This is a genomic window from Rhodothermales bacterium, from assembly GCA_034439735.1.
GTDB lineage: Bacteria > Bacteroidota > Rhodothermia > Rhodothermales > JAHQVL01 > JAWKNW01.
In genome coordinates this window covers 1-21,606 of sequence record JAWXAX010000132.1, presented here as the reverse complement: position 1 = coordinate 21,606, position 21,606 = coordinate 1, and the positions used below count along the sequence as shown (strand labels likewise).

Genomic DNA, 21,606 nt, shown 5'->3' with positions numbered 1-21,606 from the left:
TCCCATGCGCCTCGAACACAAAGCCGCCCGCATCGTCTTCCCGAGACTGGGATCTAACATGCCCCCACCCGTTCCGGTCGAGGCCGACTTTGACCGGTTCCGGCGCATGCGGGACGCGCACTCCTTTGGCGGGCTCGTCCTCTTCAACGGCGCCATGGCCACTACGCCGGCCCTGCTCGATCGCCTTCAGGCCGACTCGGACGTGCGCCTGCTCGTCGCTGCGGACATCGAACGCGGCGCGGGCCAGCAGATGGCTGGAGCTACCCTGTTCCCTCACGCCCAGGCCTTCACCCGACTGGGCGACGATGCCGAAGCCGCCGTCGAAGCCTTTGGCGCCGCCACGGCGCGCGAGGCGCGCGCGGCCGGCATCCATATCGTGTTCGGTCCTGTAGCGGACGTCAACCGCGACCCTCGGAATCCGATCATCGGCACGCGCGCTTTCGGATCCGATACCGCGCGCGCCACCGCGCTCGTGACCGCCTACATCCGGGGGTGCCGGCGCGAGGGCCTGCTTACCACGGCCAAGCACTTTCCGGGCCACGGAAATACCCACGCCGATTCACACGCCGAATTACCCGTCGTGACCGACGACGAGGCGACGCTGGTCCGGCACGACCTCGCGCCTTTCCGGGCGGCCATTGCCGCCGGCGTGGAACTCGTCATGACCGCCCACGTGGCCTACCCCGCGCTCGATCGTTCCGGGGCGCCCGCCACGGTCTCCCGGCCCATCCTGCACGATCTGTTGCGCACCCGACTCGGATTCCAGGGAGCCGTGATCACCGACAGCCTGATCATGGGGGCCGTGCGCGAGCGGTACGCCACCGAGGCCGACCGCGCCGCGGCGCTCCTCAACGCCGGCGTGGATATCGTGCTCGACCCGTGGGATCCTCCCGGCGCCGTCGCGGGCATCGTCGCCGCCGTTCAGGCCGGCCGGGTGACCGAGGCGCGGCTGGACGAGGCGATCGCCCGCATCGAATCCCTGCGCGGACAGATACGCCCGGCTCCTGGACCCGTGACGCCGGACGAGGTGGCGGCACATGCCGCGCTCGCCGACCGGGTCGCCCGGCAGGCCCTGTTCAGCCGGCGCCTGCACGACGGCCCCATCCGCCGCGACGGAACGGGTGAGGTGTGGATCCTGCTCAACCCGTTTGCCCGTACGGGACAGCCGCCCGAGGCGCGCCCTATACAGCCGTTGGCGAGGCTTCTGGAGTCCGTACCGGGCGCAACCTATATCGAAATGGGACCAGACGACAGGGAGCAGCGCTACGAAATGGCCCGTCACGCCGCAGAGGGCGCCGGCGTGGTGGTGGTGGCCATGATCGTGAAGCCGGCCGCATGGCATGCGTTCGGCCTGCCGCCGCGTATGGTCGCGCTGGCCGCGTCCGTGTTTGCGTCGCGGCCGGCCGTGCTGGCCGTACTGGGCAGTCCTCAGATGCTGGATGTCTTCCCCGATGCGGCCGCGCACGTGTGTGTCTACAGCAATGTGCCCGTGGCCCAGCAGGCCGCTGCAGATCATATCCGCAACGCGTATCTTCATGCGTGATTCGGCGCAGCCGACCACAAATCCCCGCCACCACGCGCCACCTGCACGACGTCGCCGACATGAGCTTTTTCGATATTTTCCGCGACAATTACCCGCCCCTGGTAGAACAGGCGAGCGCCCAGATCCAGCAGATGGTGGAGACCGGCCGAACGATGTTCGCCGCCGCCACCGCCTATCTGCTTGAAAACGAGATCCTGAATGAGGACCTAAAGCAGCTCGACCACACGATCAACGAGGGCGAACAGAAGTTGCGCCGTGCGGTGCTGGAGCATCTGATGATGCGACCCGAGCGAGACCTGGTCTTTAGCCTCAAGCTGATCAGCATCGTGCACGAAGCCGAGCGAATCGGAGATCTTTCCAAGTCGCTGGCGAAGATGGCGGATCTGGCACACAGCCCACGCCTGGGCCCGAATGTGGCCCCGTTGCGCGCGATTCGAGACCATGTGTTCGACATATTCAACATGATTCACGAGGGCTTTTTCAAGGGGAATCCCGAAGAAGCCCGCAATATCATGACGGCACACGATGCCATCAAGCAGGAGGCGGCGCAGTACATCCAGCATATAGCAAACGAGCCGTCGATCACCCCCAACGAAGCCGTCGTCTACGCGATGTCCGCCCGGATGCTGAGCCGGGTGAGTTCGCATCTGGCGAACATCGCCTCGACGGTCGTGTCGCCGCTCGACCAGATGCATCGACCGCCGACGGCGCCAGAAGCTCCCTGATCCCCCAGTAGTCCTCCAGACCCCCTCTCGCTAACCGCTTGTTCCGATGGATGCACTCGTCCTGCTACCGCCGATCCTTGCAATCGGCCTTGCGTTGTGGACGCGCGAGGTATACCTGTCCCTGTTCGCCGGCCTGTGGGTGGGCGCCACCCTGATCGCCGGCGGCAACCCGATCCTCGGGCTCCGTGAGTTGGGCGATCAGCTGGTGGCCGTGTTCGCGGATGCGGGCAATACACGCGTCGTGTTTTTCTGCATCCTCGTGGGCAGCCTGATAGCCCTGGTGCAGGCTTCAGGCGGGGTCGAAGGGTTTATCCGCTGGGCGCAGGCCCGCGGGTGGGGGACGACCCGGCGCGGGGCCGAACTCCTGGCCTGGACCATTGGCATGCTCATCTTCGTGGAGTCGAGCATCACCTCGCTTACGGTCGGCGCCGTAAGCCGATCGTTTTTTGAGAAGCTGAAGATCCCCCGCGAAAAACTGGCCTTCTATTGCGACGCCACCAGCGCACCGGTCTGCATGATGATCCCGCTCAACGGGTGGGGCGCCTACATTCTGGGGCTGCTCGCCGCGCAGGGCATCGCGGACGCCTCCGCCGTGGGGCTCCTGGCGTCTTCCCTGGTGTTCAACTTTTACTCCTGGTTCACCATCCTCTTCAGCCTCGTCCTCGCGCTGACGGGATGGAGCTTCGGCCCGATGCGGCGTGCGGAACAGCGGGCGTTGACGACGGGGCAGACGATCCGGGAAGGCGCTCGCCCAATGCTCGCCGAAGACGTCGCCGGCCTCGAGCCCGTCCCGAATGCGCCGTTCCACATGCGCGATCTCGTGTTGCCGATCCTCGTCATGGTGGGAATGATCTTCGTCGGCCTTTGGATTACGGGCGATGGCAACATGATGGCCGGCAGCGGCTCCACCTCCGTGCTCTGGGCCGTTTCGCTGGGTATCGGAGCGGCCATGGTGCTCTACAGCATCCCGAGAAGGGGTAAGCGGGTGATGTCGCCCGTCGAGGCGACCGGCCTGATCCTGAAAGGCGCGTCGGGACTCCTACCTGTAACGATTCTGATTGTATTCGCCTTTGCCCTGGGACAGGTATCGCGGGAGTTAGAGATGGGGCCCTATCTGGTGGGCCTGATCGGCGGCGATGGGCCGGCGTGGTGGCTGCCTTCGGCCGTTTTTCTGGTGGGATGTATCATCGCCTTCACGCTCGGCTCGTCGTGGTCGACGTTTGCGATCATGATCCCGATCGCCTTGCCGCTGGCCGAAGGCCTCGGGCTTTCGCCGGCGCTCCTGCTGGGCGCCGTGCTCGCCGGCGGCGTCTTCGGGGACCATGCGTCGCCGCTGTCGGATACGTCGATCATCTCCTCGATGGCCTCCGCGTCGGACCACATCGACCACGTGAATTCCCAGTTGCCTTATACCCTCCTGCTCGCCACCGCGTCCCTCGTGGCGTTTGCGATCGCCGGGCTCGTGACCTGAGCCGCACCGGAAACCCATGCGCCCATGTTCGACAGCACCGCGTTTAACTCCTGGCCGGCCATCGTCCTCGGCGCCATCGTCTTCGGAATGCTGTTCGGCGCGATAGGGATGTTGTCGGATTTTTTGTTTACCGGAGACCTACGCATCACCCGCTTCGCGGCCGGCTTCGCGGGATGCGCCTCCCTCGGCTACCTGGTCGTTACCGCTTTGGCGCGTCGAAGCGAGCGCATGTGACCCCTCCTGATCCCCAAAATCGCGCTCCTGCATTTCCACGCCGATTCATCCTCGGGAGGATCCCAGCCGATACCCCGTGTGTTGTAACCCCTTTCGGAAGCGCTTCCTATTTTTATATAGACGAGTACCCGAACCATGATGAATTCCACCCCTACCGGCGTGCTCGACGACGCACGTTCGGCCTTTGAAAAAGCCGGCGCCGAGTCGATCGACCCCCGCTGCATTCCTCACCATCTCGAATTACCGCCTCCCATTGGCGACGCCATCGCCCCCCCGGAGTACTCCGCGATCGACCGCGAAACCTGGCGTCTTCTGTTCAACCGTCAGATGGAATTGCTTCCCGGCCGAGCCGGTGAAGCGTACCTCCAGGGTGTCCGCCTGATGGGCATGAGCCCGGAGACCATCCCCGCCCTGCGCGACCTCAGCGCCGCCCTGGAAGCCGCCACGAACTGGCGTGTCGCCCGCATCCCCGGGTTGTTGCACGAGAAGGACTTCTTCGATCTACTCGCGAATCGCGTCTTCCCGTCAACCGACTACATCCGCGGCCGGCACGAGATCGACTATACCCCCGCGCCCGACTGCTTCCACGACATGTTCGGACACATGCCGATGCTCACCGAGCCGGCGTTCGCAGACTTCTACCAGCTCTTCGGCCGGGCCGCCCTCAACGCCCGAGGCGCCGACCGCCCGATGCTCGAGCGGCTCCACTGGTTCACCGTCGAGTTCGGCCTTATCAAACAGGCTGAAGGCCTGCGCATCTTTGGCGCCGGCATCCTGTCCTCGAAAGACGAGGTCGTTCACGCCCTCTCCAACCAGGTCGACGTCCGCCCCTTCTCCACCGACGCCATCACGTCGCAAGACTACGACGTCTGGCACCTCCAACCTATCCTCTACGTCCTCGACTCCTTCGACCAACTCGTCGACGGCTTCAAGACCTGGGCGAAAGGGAAAGGGATGGTGTGAGGCTCGCTAATACTCGCGATCAGGAGCGGCCAGCGGCCGCAGGTCGTGCACAAGCGGTCATGGCTGTTTGTAAAGCACGCTCCTGACCGCGAGCACAGCGAGGCTCTACGCTTTCGCCGCGCTGGGAATCCGGTAGATCTGCTCGATGTAGTCGATGAGCATCCGTTGGGCGCTGAAGGCGGCCGGCAGGGTGGTCATCGCGTCGCGCATGAACTGGATCCACTGGCGGGGCAGCCCTTTTTCATCACGGTCGTAGAACATCGGGATGACCTCGTTGAGGAGCACTTCGTGGAGGAATCGCACGTCCTCGCGATCCTGTACGGCGTGGTCTTTCGGGTCCGCCGAGGCTTCGTGACCGATCGCCCAGCCATTTTTGCCGTCGAATCCTTCGGGCCACCAGCCATCGAGAATAGAGAGATTGAGACCGCCGTGGAGGGTCACCTTCTGACCGCTCGTGCCGCTGGCTTCATAGGGCCGTCGCGGGTTGTTCAACCACACGTCGCAGCCGGCAACGAGTTGGCGACCGGTAGCCATACTGTAGTCCTGCATGACGATCAGCCGGCCGGCAATCGCCGGGTGCTTCGCCACCTCGAAGAGTTGCTGGATGATCTGCTTCCCTTCGTCGTTAGCGGGGTGCGCCTTTCCGGCGTAGATGAGCTGGATCGGACGATCTTCACGGGCGAAGAGGGCAACAGCGCTTTCGATATCGTGGAAGAGGAGGCCGGCGCGTTTGTAGGGCGCGAAGCGGCGGGCGAACCCGATCGTCAGGGCCTCCGGGTCGAGCCGGCTTTTGGCGGGGATCGAGTGCGTTTTGAGGTGGCTGTCCACCCCCGCAATCAATGCGTGCCGAAGCGTGGTGCGCAACGCCCATAACGCTTCATCCGGAATATCCTGGACGCGTTTCCAGAAGTCGGCGTCGGCGGCGTGCGGCCGCCAGTCGCCCAGATGTTTGGTCAAGAAGGCCTGGGCTTGGGGCTCGGTCCACGTCGGCAAGTGCACGCCGTTGGTGACGTGGCCAATGGGGACCTGGCTGACGGGGCGATCCGCAAAGAGGTGCGCCCATTGCCGGCGAGCCACCTCACCATGCAGCGCCGAAACCCCGTTCGATGTACGCGCCAGCTTAAGGGCGAGGACGGTCATCGTAAACTGTTCGTGGACGTCGTTCGGATACACCCGCCCGTAGCTGAGGAGATCGTGGCCTGAGAAGCCGAGCTGGTGCCGGAAGCCCTCCATCTGTTCGAGGAAGATCGACGGGTCGAAACGATCATGGCCGGCCATGACGGGCGTGTGCGTCGTAAACACGCATCGTTCGCGGACCCACGTCTCGGCCTCCGCGAAGCTGCTATCGGACAGGATATTCCCCGACGTGAGCCGCTCGCGGAGGAGTTCGAAGGTCAGGAAGGCGCAATGACCTTCGTTCATGTGGTAGACGTCGGTCTCTATCCCAAGGGCGCGCAACAGACGGACGCCGCCGATTCCGAGGACGATTTCCTGCTGGATGCGGACGGCGCGACCGTTCTGGTAGAGCCGGCCCGTCAGCTCGCGGTATTCGTAGGGGTTGCGGTGGAAATCGGCGTCGAGCAGATACATGGTCGTCCGACCGATATCCACCCGCCAGGCCTGAATCTCCAGCGGAACCGTCCCGAGGTGCACCGTGATCGTGATAGGCTCCCCTTTCGCATCAGTCACCAGCGTGACCGGGTGGTCGGCCGGGTTCATGATCGGATATTCCTCCTGCTGCCAGCCGGAATGGTCGAAATACTGGCGGAAGTACCCGTTGCGCAGGAAAAGCCCGATTGCCACGAAGGGGACGCCGAGGTCGGAGGCGGACTTGGCGTGGTCGCCGGCGAGGATGCCCAGACCGCCGGCATACAGCGGCAGGCTCTCGTGGAGACCATATTCCATGCAGAAATACGAAACCCTGGGCGCATCGCCAAAGCGGGGAGCCGCCGTCATGTACTTCTGAAAATCGGCATATACCCGATCCACCTGGCCAGACACACGGGAGATGGCGGCTTCGTCGACGCTGCGGAGCACCGCCACTGGATTCCGGTTCGATGCCAGATAGACGGCAGGATTAAGGGTCTCGAACAGGTCCTGAGCCTCAGGATTCCAGCTCCACCAGAGGTTGGCGGCAGTCGCGTTGAGCTTTTCTCGTGTCGTCATGTAACCTCGGAAGTATGGTGATTGCAACAAAGGGGGGGTACGGGCCATTCGCCGGCGGTCGTTGGCGCTAGCCTGCAGCAAGCGACTGCTTACCTTCGCGAATCGCTATTATATAACAAAAGAGCCTACCGGTTCGAGGGGCAGCAAGAATTGCATGTTCTGCTTATCGGCCGGCTGGCGCATTATATTAGCTTCGACGCAAAATAGGACTCCATGCAACAACGAACGCCCCCCCGGACCGTCCACCAGGCGCTCGCCGAGGCGATCAAGGTGCTCAACGACGCTGCCATTGAAGATGCACGGCGGAATGTCGAGTGGTTGATGGGCGAAGTGCTCGGCGTGGGACGGGCGTCCCTGTACGCTTACCCGGAGCGGCTGATCGCGCCTCACCAGGAGGAAGCGTTCGCCGGCATGCTGGCGCGCCGCGCCCGTCATGAACCGCTCCAGCATATCCTGGGTTACACCGAATTCCTCGGGCACAGAATTCGTGTTTCGCCGGAGGTTTTGATTCCACGCCCGGAAACGGAACAGCTGGTCGAACACGGGCTGAAGGCCCTCGCCGGCCGCACGGCGCCCCGTGTGCTGGATATCGGCACAGGCAGCGGCTGCATCGCGATTGCGGTGAAACACCGCCGGCCAGACGCCCGCGTCGTCGCGGTGGATATCAGTGAATCGGCGCTCTGCATCGCGCGTGAAAATGCCATAGAGGCCCAAACAGATATCGAATTCGCCCGATTCGATCTATTGGAAGAAACCCTGGCCGACCTCGCGGCGTCGCCTTTCGACCTCATTCTCTCCAATCCACCCTATATCCCCGATGAGGATCGGCCGACGATGGATCCCGAGGTGATCGATTTCGAACCGCACCAGGCGCTGTTCGCCGGCCCCGATCCCCTTGTTTTCTACGATGCGATCGCGCGGCAAGCCAGCCCTGCACTTCGTGTCGGGGGGGCCGTCCTCGTCGAGATCTATGCCGCTTTTGCGGCCGAAGTATCGGATCGATTCCGCTCCGCCGGCTTCTCCGAGGTAGAAACCCATGCGGACTTCGCCGGCCGCCTCCGCTTTGTGCACGCGCGCAACCCTCCGTTTATTCACACGACGGTATCCTATGCTTAGAATCGCCCTCATCCAGCAACAACCGACCGCAGACCGCGCCCATTCGCTCGCACGCGGCCTCGAGGCGCTCGAAACGGCGGCACGCGCCGGCGCCCAGCTCGTCGTCTATCCGGAGCTGGCGTTTACGCCCTTTTTCCCGCAGCATCGTGCCACGCCGGACTCGATCGATCTCGCCGAGCCCATCCCCGGCCCTACGACAAAGGCGTTTCAGGAAGCCGCCCGACGACTCGGGGTCGTCGTTATCCTCAACTTCTACGAGCGTCATGGTGGGGAAGCGTTCGACACGTCGCCCGTCATCGATGCCGACGGGACCCTGCTGGGACGAACGCGCATGATGCACATCACCGACTATGCGGGCTTTCACGAACAGGGGTACTATACACCCGGCGACACCGGCATTCCGGTTTATGACACGGCCGCCGGCCGCATCGGCGTGGCCATTTGCTACGACCGCCATTTTCCAGAATACCAACGGGCGCTGGCGCTGGCCGGTGCGGACCTCGTCGTGGTGCCACAGGCCGGCGCGGCCGATGAGTGGCCCGAGGGGCTTTACGAGGCTGAATTACGCGTGGCCTCATTCCAAAACGGCTATTTCATGGCCCTGGCAAACCGCGTCGGCAAGGAGGACGTGCTCCATTTCGGCGGCGAATCGTTTGTCACGGATCCCTTCGGCCAGGTGGTGGCCCGGGCGCCGGGCGGGGAGGAGGCGATTCTGCTGGCGGATATCGACCTCGCGCGCTGCGCTGACTCGCCGGCGCGGCGGCTTTTCCTCAGACACCGGCGCCCCGACCAGTACGGGATGCTTCTGGATAAGGAGGGGTGAAACCCGGTGGAGGAGACTCAGCCGGCGGCTTCGCTCATGAACTGCTCGAACGATTTGTGCTTGTACGCCTCGCTGCCGATGTACGTCAGGACGCGCATGAAACCTTCAGCATCCAGGTAGCCGGGTAGCCGCGTGATGTAGTCGCCCGTGGACGTTAGGAATACCGTCGTCGGCGTCGACTCGGCGCCAAATCCCGAGGCAAGCTGCGAGGAGTTGAGCTTGTACCCCTTGAAATTGATCTCATCATCCACCTGCTCCACATTGAGCCGGGCCGTCACGAAGTGTTTGGCTACATATTCTTTGATGAGCGCCTGCGTATACACCGAGTCCTGCATCTTCGCGCACCAGGGGCACCAGGAGGCGTACACATCGACGAGAACGACCTTCCCGGACGAATCCGCGAGGGCGAGCGCCTTCTGAAAATCGATCCACTCAATGGGAGGCGCGGCTGCGCGTTCGGGCGTAGCGCCGGCGAACAGCGGCGCAGCGGCTAGATCCCCCTCGGGGCCTTTACAGCTCGTTGGAATCCATACAATTGATAAGAGCACGAGGGCAAAGAAACGCATCATGATGGACCGATCACAGGAAAACCGCGGTAGACGTGAGTGAAGCGTTCAGATGCCCTTTCCCAGCTAAAAGTTTCACAAGCCTCGCCGGCGCGACCGGCGCAGGCCGCCCGACGAGCCGGGTCGTCCACCAGACGCTGGATGCCCGCGGCGATCGACGCCGGCTCCCCGGCGTCGACCAGTTCGCCGACCTCAAAGCCGGCCACCACGCCACGAATCTCGGGCAGATCGGACGCTACGACGGGCAGGCCGGCCATCAGATACTCAAACAGCTTGTTGGGCAGGGCAAACCGATGGTTGAGGCACGTATCCTCGAGGAGCGTCACACCGATGTGCGCCGAGGCCGTCACGGCGAGGAGCTCCGCCGGCGACACCGGATCGAGGAAATGAATCCGCTCGATCCCACCCGCACGGACTGCCAGTTCAAGCGCCGGCCGCATCGACCCACCTCCCAGAAATACGAGATCCGCGCCCCGAACCTGTCGCATGGCTTCGATCAGAACGTTCCCGCCTCGGCCATGTTGGATGTTGCCCTGGTGTAATACGATCACCCGATCCACCGGCAGCGAAAGCCGCTCGTGGAGCCAATCGGTATGTGCTACGGACTTCCGCTCCGGCACGTTAAACAGCACGGCCGGCTCCGGAATGCCGTACTGGGTCGCGAGCCGATGGGCGATACCCGCGCTCACCGTAAACACCGCGTCGGCCCTGCGGATATACGTGCCCTCGAGTAGATGCCAGAACAGTGTTACCCAGGGCCGGCCGGCTGTAGAGGCTACAAACGGATACAGCTCCCGTGCGTCGTAGACGAGGCGCGCACCCTGCCGGCCCGCCGCGCGCGCCGCGGCGGGCAGCACGTAGAGGTCGCTCGCGTGGTAGACAGCGCCGGTGGTAGACCCCAACGCGCGGGTAAAACGCCGATGCACCTCGCGAAAAAAACGCGGACCACTCCCCGTGGGCCGGCCAAGGGAGATGACCCGGGCGCCCGGCACGTCGGGATCCGGCGTCGCCGGATCGTCCAGATCCACCACCAGCGTGCGCCGCCCGAGCGCCGCCAGCGCCCGAAGCTGCTTGAGCGCTCGTGAATTACGCCTCACTTCGCCCGTCAGGGCAAAAACGACATCTGCTTTCATGCGGTGGCTGGCATCGGTCCGGGTGCGCGCAGTATACGCCCCACGCTTGGATCGCGCCAGCAACCCGTGCGACGCGCCCCCTGCGTGGATGGAGAATCCAAGATTCACGCACGGTCGGTAGCGCGTCGAACGGCGTGGACCCGTATCTTCGGACATGCCGCCATCGAACGCGTTCGATACCAACCTTGTGGAGCAGGCCCGACAGGGCAACGCCAAAGCGCTGGAGCGCCTGCTGCACCATCTGGAGCCCATCCTGCGCGGGTTCTTTATTAAGCGCATCGGCCCGCGAACGGAAATCGACGACCTCGTCCAGAACACGCTCCTGCGCGTCCATCACGGCTTAAAAGACCTCAAAGAGGCCGGCAGCCTCAAGGCCTTCGCGATGAAAGCCGCCCTGTTCGAACTGCAGGACCTGTATCGAGGGCGTTATCGGACGAAAGAAAACCTGTTCGATCCCGACGAATCTCCACGCGACTCCGGCGCCCCGCCTCAGGAAGGCGCCGGAATCGACCTCGAGCGCGCCCTCGCCTCCCTCTCCCCCCGGGCCCGCCAGATCATCGAACTCAAAGCGTACGGGTATCGCTACGAGGAGATCGCGACGATCGTCGACACCACCGAGGCCGCGATCAAGATGCAAGTCAAACGCGCCATGGAAAAAATGCGCGAGGCGCTGATGGCCCTCACCGGCCTGGTGTTGATGTTACCATCGAAATATTAAGAATTGAAGACCAACGATTGAATTTCCCTTCACTTGAAGGAAAAGTTAACCTATATCGTTTTATTTTTTAATCGTTACTCGTTGATTTTTTAATCCATTCATACAACATAATGCCGGCCGCAACGGCGACGTTGAGCGACTCCGTGCCGCGGCGATCGGGGGCACCAGCGATCGCGACACGGTGGGTGAGCGCCTGCAGCGTGGTTTCCGAGAGTCCATGGGATTCGCTCCCCAGCACCAGCGCCGTTCGTTCGGCAGGGATCCAGCCGGCCAGTGCTTCCCCATGAAGGTCTGCCCCGACACACGCGAAGCCCGCCGCCGTCAACGCCGCGAGGGTGCCGACGAGGTCATCTACCTCCGCGATTCCCACGTCCCACAGCCCGCCCATGGTCGCGCGGACGACCTTCGGGTGGTAGGGATCGGCCGAGCCCGGACCGGCTACCACGGCGTCCATACCGAACCAGCCGGCCGTTCGGATGATCGTGCCGGCGTTACCAGGATCCTGGACGCCATCCAGCACGATCACCCGCCGCATATCCACCAGGTCCCTGATCGCCAGATGCCGGATGGGCACCACGGCGAGGATGCCCTGGGCCGTATCGACATCGGAAAGCCGGGCGAATACGTGGTCCGGCAGGATAATGGCCTCGCGCCCTGCGCGCCGGACGAGGGCCGGCAGGCGGGGATCCTCTTCAGAGCCGGTCGCCGCGAGTAGGTCGATCACGGGCACGCCGGCGTCGAGCGCGGAGGTTACCCCGCGCCATCCCTCTACCAGGGCCTGCCCCAGATCCATCCGCCCCTTTTTGCGCTGGAGCGTGGCGATCTCCTTACGCCTGCGCTCCGAGAGGCGCGAAAAATTTTCCATATTCTTGATATCTATCCCCGATCCGCCGGCCTTTCCATGCGTATTGACTGCGCATAGCCACCTGTTCTTCGTCGTTACTTTCTTTGATACGACCCCGCAGCACGTCTAGAAGATACATCGCGTCAGCCGATACCAACGGTTAATCCACGATTTCATCTTTGATGGCATGGCTACGGCACCCGGCACGGACCCCTTCATTCGGTTGAACGAAGCTGTTTGTGCATCCTACGTAATGTTCTCGCGCCATATCCCCGGCAAACGCGTCGCCTCCGTACCCGTTAATGGGGTGAAACGGGGAGCCCCGAAAGCGCTTCCAAGTTGGATATGGCCGCAAGCCTTCTTCCACGATAGATCTTCCCAGGGCGTTTGAACATGTCCAGTAAAAAAGCGGTTTACGCAAACTCAGTCTACAGAGAACCGGCCCCGATACGGGACCATGAGAATCCCTTCGAGTCGATGAAGAAGCGATTCGATGTCGCCGCCGATATCCTGAACCTCGAGGATGGTTTTTACGAATACCTGTGTTCCCCGACACGCATCCACATCACGTCGAATCCCGTGATGATGGACAACGGTCAGCTGAAGGTGTTCGAGGGTTACCGAGTGATCCATAATGAAATCCTGGGCCCGAGCAAGGGCGGCCTTCGGTACGCGCCCGACGTGAACCTGGAGGAAATCAAAGCACTGGCCGCGTGGATGACGTGGAAATGCGCGGTGGTCAATGTCCCGTTCGGCGGTGCCAAAGGGGGCGTGATCTGTAACCCGCGCGAGATGAGCCCGGGCGAACTCGAGCGCCTCACCCGCCGCTATACCGCTAGCATGATCGACGTTTTTGGCCCCGATCGGGATATTCCGGCGCCGGACATGAACACCAACGAGCAGATCATGGCCTGGATTCTCGACACCTACGCCATGCACGTCCGCCGCACGGACAACGCCGTCGTGACCGGGAAACCGATCGTGCTCGGTGGGTCCCTCGGACGCATCGAAGCTACGGGACGCGGGGTGATGACCGTGACGCTGGCCGCGATGGAGCGCCTCAATCTTCGCTCCTCCGAGTGCTCGGTGGCCGTGCAGGGCTTCGGCAACGTGGGCTCTATCGCCGCAAAATTGCTGCGCGAACAGGGTTGTAAGATCGTCGCCGTGAGCGACGTTTCGGGCGGCTATTACAACGCCGCCGGCCTGGATATCCCGGCCATGATCGAGTACTCGAAAGCCAACAAAAACTCACTCGAAGGGTATAGCGGCGCCGAGCCGATCTCCAATGACACGTTGCTTACCCTGGATGTGGATGTCCTAGTGCCGGCCGCAAAGGAAGATCAGATTACCGTCGAAAACGCCGGCCGCATTCGGGCGAAGATCATCGCCGAAGGTGCCAACGGCCCCACGCTCCCGGCCGCCGACGACATCCTGAACGCCAACGGCGTCATGGTCATCCCGGACATCCTCGCCAACGCCGGCGGGGTCACGGTCTCCTACTTCGAGTGGGTCCAGGACCGACACGGGTACTTCTGGACGCTCGACCGCGTCAACCGCCGCCTCGACCGCATGATGCGCACGGCCTTCGACACAGTCTACGACGCCGGCCAGAACTACAGCGTATCACTTCGAATTGGCGCGTACGTGCTGGCGGTCGACAAAGTCGCCCGTGCGCTCCGCCTCCGCGGCATTTACGCCTGATCGGCGCCCTCCCGGATGACGTACATGGCCAGCGCAGGCATCCTTCGAGGTGCCTGCGCTGTTTTTTGCGCGCGGACTCCAGCCCCCACAAAAAGACCAGGGCACTCCCTCCTGCACCGGCCATCCAGGGAGGCATGGAAAACAAAGCGAGCCGCCCGCGCTATAAGGCAGATCTGTACGAACCGACCCTGGAAGCCATGCGCCTCGCGCTTTTTTGCTGGATTTGCATCGGATGGGTGGCGCCGGCCGGCGGCCAGCCTTCCCACCTCGAGGCCTACCAGACGATGGCCGTCCGCTGCCTCTCTCCTCTGGCCGATAGCCTCCAGGCTTACCGCATCCTCCCGTTGGAACGGATGCCCTTCCTCGTTCCGGCCCTCGCGGCCGCCGGCGCACGGGCCCAACACTCCGTCTTCCTCGCTGATTCCGTCGCTCCGAACATTCCCGGTATCCGCATCGATGTGCGCCAGGCCGGGGTGACCCTGACTCGCACGCGGCGACGCACCGTTAACCGGCGCGTCACCCTCGCCCTCGACGCCACGCTTCTGGCCCCGGATGGCCGCGTCATCGACACACGCACCTGCAACGACGCCTTTGAAGACCGCTTCCCCCGGTCGATCGCCGCCTCTCTGACGACAAACGATTATGCCGAGACGCGGGCGTCCACTCCGGAGGCACGCTGGCTCCGACGGATTCTGGAGCCTACCCTGGCCGTGGGCGCCACGGTGCTCGGCGCCTATCTTTTTTTCACCCTGCGCAGCGAACGCGCCGAGGACAGCTGATCGATGCCCATCCCGCGCTTTTTGCCTGCGGCATCCCTCGCCGCTGCCGGCCTCATGGCCTCATGCGCCATCCCGGTAGCGCCCACGGGCGGACCCACCGATACCGCGCCGCCGGCCGTCGTGTCGGCGGTGCCGGCGTCCCAGAGCGTCAATGTGGACGCCACCGAACTCCACCTCGTGTTTTCCGAATACGTCGATCAGGCCTCGTTCGCCCAGGCCGTCTCGATCACGCCCGAGTTCCCACGCCCACCCGCCTACCGCTGGCGAAAACGAGCCGTATCGATCCTGTTTCCCGAGGCGCTGAGCCCCAACACGACGTACATCGTCACGCTCGACACCAAACTGCGCGACCTCAACCGGGTCGCCCTCAAGCAGCCGATCACGATCGCCTTTGCCACCGGTCCCGTGATCAACCGGGGCCGGCTCGCCGGGCGAGTCGTGGATGCACTGGAAGGTGATCCAGCCGCAACGGTCGATGTCTTTGCTTACGCCGTTCCGGATTCGACGCTGCCGCCGACCCTCCCGGAACGGCCGGCCTATCGGACGCAAACCGACTCCGATGGCCGATTCGCGTTCGACTTCCTGAGCGAGCAGCCCTATTTCGTCATCGGCTTGCGAGATCTAAACCGCAACGCGAGGCCCGATGGCGTGGAACCCTTCGCCGTGCCGCCGGACTCATTCCTCATCGCCGACTCCCTCGGTACCCCGGCGCCGCGTCCGTGGCTGCTGACGCAGTTGGATACGATTCCGCCGGCCCTGCAACGCGTCCGCGCGCTCTCGAATCGCCGCCTCACGTTGCGCTTCTCGGAATCCATTCAGTTCCTCGACACCAACCCGGCGTTGTGGACGGTGCGGGACTCGGTGAGCCGGCAGGTCGTGCCCGTCGAAGCCGTCTACCTCCAGGTCGAGGACCCGCGTCAGGTGTTCGTCGAGACCGCGCCCCTGTTCGCATCGCGGCACACCATCCAGCCCGGCGGGCTGGCGGATTCGAGCCTGAACCCCGTCGTGGCCGACACCGTCGGTTTCTCCCCATCCGCCGCACAGGATACCGTCCAGGTGCGCTTCGTGTCGTTCGCCCCGGCGGCAGGGCTTGCGCCGGCGGGGACGGTACAAACGCTTTTCCCCGGGCAACACCCGGGCATGCGGCTAAGCGCGCCTGTGGCGGCCGAACGACTGACCCGCATCGCCTCGCTGGTGGATTCGACCGGCGTAGCCTTTCCCTACGCGGCCTCGACACAGGACGGCGTTACCTATACCCTGGCGCCCCGGCTTCCAATGGCTGCCGGTGTGCCGTTTAGCCTGCGTGTGACCGGCAGCGAAGTGGGCCAGCCCGACACCGTGTTCACGCGGACATTCGCCTACCTCTCCCCCGACGAACTTGGGGAACTGAGCGGTGTTGCCCGGGCCGATTCGGGAGCGACGGGTGCGCCGGTGGTCGAACTCATGCCCTATCAGCCCCCTTCGCAGCCCATCCCGGCCGTTGCCACCGATGCGGAGGGCCGTTTTTTATTTTCCAACCTGCCAGCGCAGACTCGGTATCGGGTCCGCGCGTTCCTGGACCGAAACGGCAACATGCGGTGGGACGGCGGCGCTATCGCTCCGTTTGCATTTGCCGAACCAATCCAGTGGAGCACGGACAGCCTCACGGTACGCGCTCGATGGGCAACCGAATTGAGTGATACCCTGACAATCAAATAGCCGTTTGATGCGTAGGTTAAGGTTGCCCCCCTACCTTGATCCTTAAACCCCGTACATGCAACCCCTTCACCTCCCCGTCCTGACCGCAGCCGCCATGCGCGCCGCCGATCGCGAGACGATCGAGGTGTTCGGCATCCCGGGTTTCACCTTGATGGAGACCGCCGGCCGCGAGGCGGTGCGGGTCATCGAGTCCCGTTTTGGCGCTGTGATGGGCCGGCGAGTGGTGTGCCTGTGCGGCGCCGGAAATAATGGGGGCGATGGCCTCGTGGTGGCACGCGTGCTTCATGCCCGGGGTGCGCACGTGTTCGCGGGCTGCATGGCCAATGCCGAGGCGCTGCCGCCCGATGCGGCGCTCAATTATCGCCTGCTGGAACGCCTCGTCGCCGAAGACGGCGAGCGTGTCGCCGTGTTCGACCTCCAGGCCTCCGATTCCCTCGACCGACTCGCCAGCGCCGATCTGCTCGTGGACGCGTTGCTGGGCACGGGACTGACGCGTGCGCTGGGCGCTCGGTATCAGGAGGTGGTGGACGCGATCAACGCGGCGGACGTACCCGTGGTCGCGCTGGACATCCCTACTGGCCTCGACAGCGACACGGGCGAAGCGCATGGCCGGCCGGTAGTGGCCGATGGATCGATCACGATGGGGGCGTTGAAAGCCGGTCTGCTGCTTGGCGAAGGACCTCGCGTGGCCGGGTGGATCGAAACTGTTGAAATCGGCATCCCTGCCCATCTCATCGCCCGCGCCGCGGCCGCGCCCGGATGTGCCCATCGCACCACCGACGCGGCGATCCGCGCCTTATTGCCCACCCGGGCGCACGATGCCCACAAGTACAGCGTGGGGACGGCGCTCGTCGTCGCCGGCTCCGTCGGCTTCACCGGAGCGGCGGCTCTGGCGGCCGAGGCGGCCGCACGTTCCGGAGCCGGTGCGGTCATCTGTGCGACGGCGGCCCCGGCCCAGCCCGTGCTGGCCGTCAAACTCACCGATGTCATGACCGCGCCGCTGCCAACGAATGCGGATGGCATCGAAGCCGGACCGGCCGTCGATGCCCTGGAGGGGCCCCTGAAAAAAGCCCGCGCGCTCCTGGTTGGCCCCGGGCTCGGACGCCAGCCAGGGACGCAGGCATTCGTCCGGGCCCTGTTGAAGCGCGCGCGGCTGCCGACTGTGGTGGATGCGGACGGCCTTGTGGCGCTCGCCGGCATGGAGGCACACATCGCCGATCTGTCCGCCGGCGACTGGATTCTCACCCCGCACCTGGGGGAGTTTCGAACGCTGGCCGGCGGGGAAGTCGACACCTCGAACCGTATCACGCTCGCCAGCGCCTACGCCAGGCGCTGGCAGTGCGTGCTCATCGTAAAGGGCCTGCCGAGTATCGTGGCCGCGCCGGATGGCCGCGTCTTCATCAATGGCACCGGCAACGCCCTGCTGGCGACGGCAGGAACAGGCGACGTCCTGGCCGGTCTATGCACAGGCTTCCTCGCCCAGGGCCTCTCGCCCCTCGACGCCGCCCTGTGCGCCCTGCACATCGGCGGGGCAGCCGCCGATCGCCACGCCGCGTCCGTGAACCCCCGTGCCATGATGGCCAGCGATCTCACCCCCCATCTTCCCGACCTTTTTCGCACCCGATTTTACGTCGATCCATGACCCGAGCCTATGTACTGGCTATCGGATGGACGCTGGGCATCATGGCGGCCTGCTCCATTCCCGGTAACGACCTGCCCGATCTCGACATCGACCTGTTGCGTCCGGATAAAATCGTCCACTTCTCACTTTTTATGGGCCTGGGCTGGCTCTGGCTGCGCGCACTCCCCCAAAAGCTCCCCTACCGATTTGCCCTCGTCCTGGGCCTCGGGGCGCTGTATGCCATCGGCACGGAGGTGTATCAGGGCCTGCTGCCCTGGGATCGCACGCCGGATCCGTTGGACGCAGCCGCGAACCTGATCGGGCTCTTCACCGCCGCCGGCGTTCAGCACTGGATCGAGCGGAAACGATGGCAGTAACCCGGAGCCATGTGCCTGAAGGCAGCCACCTCGGCAACTTCCAGGGCGCCACGGTGTCTATAAAATAGATATCCCAGGGGAATCTCAGGAATCCGCGTCGCGGCATTGATCTTCCGAGTTTCCCTTCTTTATCTTAGGGGCCCGCCAGAACGGGTATTATCCTCATTTAGCGTGACGTGCGCCCATGTCTTTAAGAAAATCCGACAAAGCCAACCTGCGTAGCCAGTACCACCTGTTTGTCCAGGTAGGTCTGGTCCTTGCGCTTGTGGTCCTCATCGCAGCCTTCCGGTTCGACCTCACGTCGGACTCCAGCTTCCAGGTGGTGGAGGTCCAGCAGGAGATCGTGCAAATGGAAGAAATCCTGCAGACGAAGCAAGTAGAGAAACCCCCGCCCCCTCCGAAGCCTCCGGTTCCAGTCGAGGTGCCGGACGATGAGATCCTCGAAGACGAAGACCTGGATCTCGACGTCTCTCTCGAGTTAGATCAGGAGATCGTGGACCTCCCTCCTCCTCCGCCGGCGGCTGAGGAGGAAGAAGAAGAGACCGAAATTTTCATGATCGTGGAGGACATGCCCGAGTTGATCGGCGGCCTCGGTTCGATCCAGAGCAAGATCCGGTACCCGGAAATCGCGAAGAAAGCCGGCGTTGAAGGACGCGTGTTCGTCCAGTTCGTCGTTGGCGTCAACGGGGAAGTGCTTGATCCCGTGGTTGTCCGCGGCATCGGCGCCGGGTGCGACGAAGAGGCGGTTCGCGCCGTCAGCCAGGCGAAGTTCAAGCCGGGTCGTCAGCGTGGCAAGGCCGTGCCGGTGAAAATGTCGCTCCCGATCACGTTTAAGCTCAAGTAACGCTTACAGCGTTTCATCGGGGCCTAAGAGACCAAAAAAGCCCTCTCCTGCGCTGCCGGAGAGGGCTTTTTTCATTCGGTTGGTTAAGGCGTGCGGTTAGGCTTCGCGCACGAGTTCGCGCACCGTTCCGTCGTCGGCCGCCACCAGAACATCGTGGGCCAGGCCGATGAACAGACCATGGTCCAGCACCCCGGGAATCGCCTGCAGCTCTATCGCCAGTCGCGCCGGGTCCTCGATCGGAGGGAACATGGCGTCCACGATCCAGAAGCCCTGGTCCGTCACCACTGGACCGTCTTTCCGCACGGCCATGCGCAGTTCGGGTTTCGCGCCCAGTCGTTCGAGCGCGCGTTGGACCGGCGCCAGCGCCATGGGTAACACTTCTAGTGGGACAGGGCGGGTCAGGCCCAGCCGGCGAACGAGCTTGGACTCATCTACCAGCACCACGAAGCGTTTTGCCAGGGCCGCCACGATTTTCTCTCGGGTGTGGGCCGCCCCACCGCCCTTGATGAGGTTAAAAGCAGGGTCCACCTCATCCGCCCCATCAATCGCGAGGTCGAGGGCTTCCACATCGTCCAGTGTCGCAAGCGGAATTCCGAACGTTCTGGCCCGGCGCTCCGCGGCGAAGGACGTGGGTACTCCGACGATGCGAAGACCTTCTGCTCGAACGCGTCGACCGATAGCCTCGATCGCGAGCGCCGTCGTGGAGCCCGTTCCCAACCCGACGCGCATGCCATCCTCCACGAGTCGAGCCGCCGCTTCGCCGAGGGCCTGCTTGGCCGCGTCTTGCTTCGCCTTATCCATATGCGTTAGAGAGGCCGGCCACGTTATTCGTAACGCAGCGAATCGATCGGATCCAGCCGGGCCGCTTTGTAGGCCGGGAATCCGCCAAAGATGAGAGAAATGAAGGTAACCATCACGATGCCGATGATCGCCCAATCCCAGGGAAAAACCGCACGAATGTCGAAATACAACGCCACCCCGTTGCCAACCAGCGCGCCGAGCAGGATGCCGATCAGCCCGCCGATCTGACACAGGAAAAACGCCTCCAACAGAAACTGACGCATGATGTCTTTCCGGCGGGCGCCGATCGACTTCCGGATGCCGATCTCGCGGGTCCGCTCGGTGACGGACACCAGCATGATGTTCATGATCCCGATGCCGGCGGCAAACAGCGAGATGAGGCCGATGCCGGCGCCGCCCACGCGCAATACACCAGTAAATGCATCGAAGAAGCCCTGAAAGGTATCGTTCGTGGCGATCTCGAAGTTATTCTCCTCTCCCGGGGGCACCTTGCGGATGGCCCGCATCCGGCCGATCGCCTCCTCCATGGCGGCATTTAGCAGGACGGGGTCCTGAACCCGCAGGCTGACGCTTCCGATGTTGCGGTCCGTGCTGCCATACAGCGTGAAGAGTCGCGTGATCGGCGTCACGATGCGATTGTCCTGGCTGAATCCGAGAAAACTGCCTTTCTCCGCGAGCACGCCGACAACTTCATAGCGGTGACCGTCCATCCGGATCGACTTGCCCAGGGGGGTCTCGCTCGGGAACAGCTCATCGGCTAACGGCTTCCCGATGACGGCTACACCCCGGGCGTACTGCACATCCTGCTCGGTCAGGAAGCGCCCCTGCTCCAACTCGTAGCTGAAGTTGCCCAGGAAGTTCTGATCGCCCCCGAGCAACACCAGGTTAGGTTCGGTTTCTCGCGAGCCATAACGAACCGCTCCGAAATGAAAGTCCTCGATCACGCTCACCGTCACCGGCAACTCCATCAGAGACGAGAGACGCTCGATCTGTTCGTAGGATAGATTCGGACGGTTGCGTTCGTCCCGCCGGCCGCCATCCACGCGTATTTGCGGGTACCGTGTGACGTTAAAGGTGGACGATCCCAGGAATTGCATCGAGTCCTTGAAGTAGACATCGATCACCTCAACGGCCGTAACGGAAACGATGATGGCAAACACTCCGATGATCATACCGACCAGCGTGAGGAACGAGCGGGTTTTATTCGCCCGCAACGCATCAATCGCCATTCGAAACGCTTCTCCAAATCCCATGGGACGATTATAGGTTACAGGTTGCAGGTTACAGGTTGCAGGTTACAGGTTACAGGTTGCAGGTTGGCAAGTTGCAGGTTGGCAAGTTGCGACCTTCGAACCAAAAACCTTCACACCTGCAACCTGCAACCTTAATACTTCGGACAGTTTACAAAGGAGTGCGCTGCCGCGTGACAATTCAGGCCCCTCCCCGTATCAAGTACGGGGCAGGCTCTCGAATCGAGGAGGGG

The 21,606-nt window shown here is 63.5% G+C and carries 20 protein-coding genes; 14 read left to right on the top strand and 6 right to left on the bottom strand.

What is annotated here, in order from left to right:
• The first annotated feature begins 4 nt into the window (after positions 1-4).
• From SH809_10655 to SH809_10635, 5 genes are all read left to right on the top strand, one after another.
• Entirely contained in the window at positions 5-1,543 is a 1,539-nt protein-coding gene (locus SH809_10655) for a glycoside hydrolase family 3 N-terminal domain-containing protein (GenBank protein ID MDZ4700155.1), read from the top strand.
• Between the two features lie 59 nt (positions 1,544-1,602).
• On the top strand, positions 1,603-2,268 hold the full coding sequence (locus SH809_10650) for a PhoU domain-containing protein (GenBank protein ID MDZ4700154.1): 666 nt from the start codon (positions 1,603-1,605) through the stop codon (positions 2,266-2,268).
• Between the two features lie 46 nt (positions 2,269-2,314).
• Entirely contained in the window at positions 2,315-3,739 is a 1,425-nt protein-coding gene (locus SH809_10645) for a Na+/H+ antiporter NhaC family protein (GenBank protein MDZ4700153.1), read from the top strand.
• 24 nt (positions 3,740-3,763) lie between these two features.
• Positions 3,764-3,973 carry a hypothetical protein gene (locus SH809_10640; protein MDZ4700152.1) on the top strand — a complete coding sequence of 70 codons (210 nt, stop codon included), beginning with the start codon at positions 3,764-3,766 and terminating at the stop codon, positions 3,971-3,973.
• Between the two features lie 135 nt (positions 3,974-4,108).
• Entirely contained in the window at positions 4,109-4,936 is an 828-nt protein-coding gene (locus SH809_10635; protein ID MDZ4700151.1) for a phenylalanine 4-monooxygenase, read from the top strand.
• Between the two features lie 105 nt (positions 4,937-5,041).
• On the opposite strand, the gene glgP is transcribed toward SH809_10635, so the two are convergent.
• Positions 5,042-7,102: an alpha-glucan family phosphorylase gene (gene glgP / locus SH809_10630; protein MDZ4700150.1), complete on the bottom strand. Its 2,061-nt coding sequence runs from the start codon at positions 7,100-7,102 to the stop codon at positions 5,042-5,044.
• A gap of 213 nt (positions 7,103-7,315) precedes the next feature.
• Between glgP and prmC the strand changes: the two genes are divergently transcribed.
• Positions 7,316-8,218, top strand: coding sequence for a peptide chain release factor N(5)-glutamine methyltransferase (prmC, locus tag SH809_10625; GenBank protein ID MDZ4700149.1), 903 nt, complete (start codon positions 7,316-7,318; stop codon positions 8,216-8,218).
• Positions 8,211-9,041 (top strand): nitrilase-related carbon-nitrogen hydrolase, encoded by an 831-nt coding sequence (locus SH809_10620; GenBank protein ID MDZ4700148.1) that lies wholly within the window; start codon positions 8,211-8,213, stop codon positions 9,039-9,041. The genes prmC and SH809_10620 overlap by 8 nt, the downstream gene beginning before the upstream one ends.
• A gap of 17 nt (positions 9,042-9,058) precedes the next feature.
• Here the strand turns inward: SH809_10620 and SH809_10615 are convergent, their stop codons facing one another.
• Positions 9,059-9,610, bottom strand: a complete 552-nt coding sequence (locus SH809_10615; GenBank protein ID MDZ4700147.1) for a thioredoxin fold domain-containing protein — start codon at positions 9,608-9,610, stop codon at positions 9,059-9,061.
• Positions 9,607-10,740 carry a glycosyltransferase gene (locus tag SH809_10610; GenBank protein MDZ4700146.1) on the bottom strand — a complete coding sequence of 378 codons (1,134 nt, stop codon included), beginning with the start codon at positions 10,738-10,740 and terminating at the stop codon, positions 9,607-9,609. Before SH809_10610 ends, SH809_10615 begins: the two co-directional genes overlap by 4 nt.
• Before the next feature lie 154 nt (positions 10,741-10,894).
• On the opposite strand from SH809_10610, the gene SH809_10605 reads away from it, so the two are divergent.
• Complete coding sequence (locus tag SH809_10605; protein MDZ4700145.1) at positions 10,895-11,458, top strand: RNA polymerase sigma factor; 564 nt, start codon at positions 10,895-10,897, stop codon at positions 11,456-11,458.
• A 67-nt stretch (positions 11,459-11,525) separates the two neighbouring features.
• Here the strand turns inward: SH809_10605 and SH809_10600 are convergent, their stop codons facing one another.
• The gene (locus SH809_10600) at positions 11,526-12,323 is read right to left on the bottom strand and encodes an RNA methyltransferase (GenBank protein MDZ4700144.1); all 798 of its coding nucleotides are present in this window, start codon (positions 12,321-12,323) and stop codon (positions 11,526-11,528) included.
• 456 nt (positions 12,324-12,779) lie between these two features.
• Between SH809_10600 and SH809_10595 the strand changes: the two genes are divergently transcribed.
• From SH809_10595 to SH809_10570, 6 genes are all read left to right on the top strand, one after another.
• Positions 12,780-14,003: a Glu/Leu/Phe/Val dehydrogenase gene (locus SH809_10595; GenBank protein MDZ4700143.1), complete on the top strand. Its 1,224-nt coding sequence runs from the start codon at positions 12,780-12,782 to the stop codon at positions 14,001-14,003.
• Positions 14,004-14,137: 134 nt separating this feature from the next.
• On the top strand, positions 14,138-14,782 hold the full coding sequence (locus tag SH809_10590; protein ID MDZ4700142.1) for a hypothetical protein: 645 nt from the start codon (positions 14,138-14,140) through the stop codon (positions 14,780-14,782).
• A gap of 3 nt (positions 14,783-14,785) precedes the next feature.
• On the top strand, positions 14,786-16,480 hold the full coding sequence (locus tag SH809_10585) for an Ig-like domain-containing protein (protein ID MDZ4700141.1): 1,695 nt from the start codon (positions 14,786-14,788) through the stop codon (positions 16,478-16,480).
• A 55-nt stretch (positions 16,481-16,535) separates the two neighbouring features.
• Positions 16,536-18,122: an NAD(P)H-hydrate dehydratase gene (locus SH809_10580; protein MDZ4700140.1), complete on the top strand. Its 1,587-nt coding sequence runs from the start codon at positions 16,536-16,538 to the stop codon at positions 18,120-18,122.
• The gene (locus SH809_10575) at positions 18,119-18,478 is read left to right on the top strand and encodes a VanZ family protein (GenBank protein ID MDZ4700139.1); all 360 of its coding nucleotides are present in this window, start codon (positions 18,119-18,121) and stop codon (positions 18,476-18,478) included. Before SH809_10580 ends, SH809_10575 begins: the two co-directional genes overlap by 4 nt.
• Positions 18,479-18,662: 184 nt before the next feature.
• Positions 18,663-19,322, top strand: a complete 660-nt coding sequence (locus SH809_10570) for an energy transducer TonB (GenBank protein MDZ4700138.1) — start codon at positions 18,663-18,665, stop codon at positions 19,320-19,322.
• A 96-nt stretch (positions 19,323-19,418) separates the two neighbouring features.
• On the opposite strand, the gene rpiA is transcribed toward SH809_10570, so the two are convergent.
• Together rpiA and SH809_10560 are read right to left on the bottom strand one after the other, a co-directional pair.
• On the bottom strand, positions 19,419-20,123 hold the full coding sequence (gene rpiA / locus SH809_10565; protein MDZ4700137.1) for a ribose-5-phosphate isomerase RpiA: 705 nt from the start codon (positions 20,121-20,123) through the stop codon (positions 19,419-19,421).
• A gap of 23 nt (positions 20,124-20,146) precedes the next feature.
• Positions 20,147-21,376, bottom strand: a complete 1,230-nt coding sequence (locus tag SH809_10560) for an ABC transporter permease (GenBank protein MDZ4700136.1) — start codon at positions 21,374-21,376, stop codon at positions 20,147-20,149.
• Positions 21,377-21,606 lie beyond the last annotated feature (230 nt).